This window comes from Streptomyces sp. AC627_RSS907 (genome assembly GCF_019049165.1).
In genome coordinates this window covers 1-663 of the sequence record NZ_JAGMUE010000229.1, presented here as the reverse complement: position 1 = coordinate 663, position 663 = coordinate 1, and the positions used below count along the sequence as shown (strand labels likewise).

Sequence of the window (663 nt, the reverse complement as noted above, 5' to 3'; positions counted from 1 at the left end):
GGCCAACCGGCAGCAGCCCAGGAAGCAGACCAAGGCCCAGCGCCAGGCAGCGGCGGCGCAGGCCGGTGGTGCGGTGAAGGCGCCGGGCGCCAAGCCCAAGCCGGGCGGCGCCGCGACGCCTCCGGCGGGCGGGGCGAAGAGCGGGCGGGGACAGGGCCGGGCCAAGGCCACGGCGCAGACCGCGAAGGGCGCCGGGACGCCCGGGGCGGGCGCCGAGAAGACCTCGCTGGAGAAGGGGAAGAAGGGGGCGCAGCCCGGCAAGTCGACCGGCAGCTCCGCCTCCGGTTCCTCGCGTAACGCCAAGTCCGGGCAGCGCAAGGGCCAGCGCGGCCCGAAGCACCCATCCAAGAAGTAAGAAGGAGTCCATCCGTGACGGAAGGCACCACCCCGGCCGAGGGTGTCGACACTCTGACTCGCCTGGAGCAGGAAGGCGAGATCGCGGCTGACTACCTTGAGGGCCTGCTGGACATCGCGGACCTCGACGGCGACATCGACATGGACGTCGAGGCGGACCGCGCCGCGGTGTCGATCATCAGCGAATCGACCAGCCGGGACCTGCAGAAGCTGGTCGGCCGCGACGGCGAGGTGCTGGAGGCCCTGCAGGAGCTGACCCGGCTCGCGGTGCACCGGGAGACCGGCGACCGCAGCAGGCTGATGCTGGAC

The 663-nt window shown here is 72.7% G+C and carries 2 pseudogenes; both read left to right on the top strand.

The window, feature by feature from the left end:
- Positions 1 to 355, top strand: a pseudogene (locus KUM32_RS32750) (hypothetical protein); the annotation flags it as partial.
- Positions 356 to 369: 14 nt separating this feature from the next.
- A pseudogene (locus KUM32_RS32745) lies at positions 370 to 663 on the top strand (KH domain-containing protein); the annotation flags it as partial.